Source organism: Bacillus sp. P4_D3, from assembly GCF_056401855.1.
On the sequence record NZ_JBFUIN010001177.1, the window covers coordinates 1 to 722 of the forward strand.

General features: G+C 30.5%; 1 pseudogene. It reads right to left on the reverse strand.

Going from position 1 to position 722, the window contains the following annotated elements:
* Positions 1-127 precede the first annotated feature (127 nt).
* Positions 128-463 (reverse strand): annotated as a pseudogene (locus AC1DTM_RS30080) (IS6 family transposase); the annotation flags it as partial.
* Between the last annotated feature and the right edge of the window lie 259 nt (positions 464-722).

A 722-nucleotide genomic window follows, 5' to 3' on the forward strand; every position in this document is an offset into this window, starting at 1 on the left:
GTTTAATAATATTATTTTTGGTTCTGGTGCAAAAAATCTATAAAACTTGGACATACTGATACTATTACTCTAAAAAGGTGTGTGATTGGTATGGAAAAGAATAATTTGTTCAAATGGAAACACTATCAGCCTGATGATCCCGTTTTTTACGAAATTGAATATCCAATGTGTGTCCATCTTTATCAATTGCACGATACAGGTAACGCCATTCTCCTTTAACTTTAATTTAGGTTTCATCCAGATGCCAAGAGAGTTGCGCAGATTTGTTTTTCTTTTTCCAAATCTGATAAATAAAATTACTATATTCATGAACCCATCGCATGATAGTTGTAGGGTGTACGGAAATCCCACGTTCTTTCAAAATCTCAGATACATCCCGATAGTTTAAAGAAAAACGACAGTAGTAACCAGCGGCTACCAAAATAAAATCTTTCTTGAACTGTTTCCCATTAAAATATTGCATGTATGATTCTCCTCGTTCCTTTTTCTAGAGTGTACCCTAGTTAGAAAACTTTGCAATAGAACCCATACGATACTAGCTGTAATCATTAATGTATTCAACTTTGTACCAATTTTACTGTTTTTTAGAGCTGACATTAAACTGTATTTTATTAAATCTTTATATTAAGTTATAAATCTTATAACGAAAAATAACAAATAACGACATGTTTTTTAGAAATGTTGTTATTTGTTGCTTATTTATCTTTTATTTGTTGTTTATT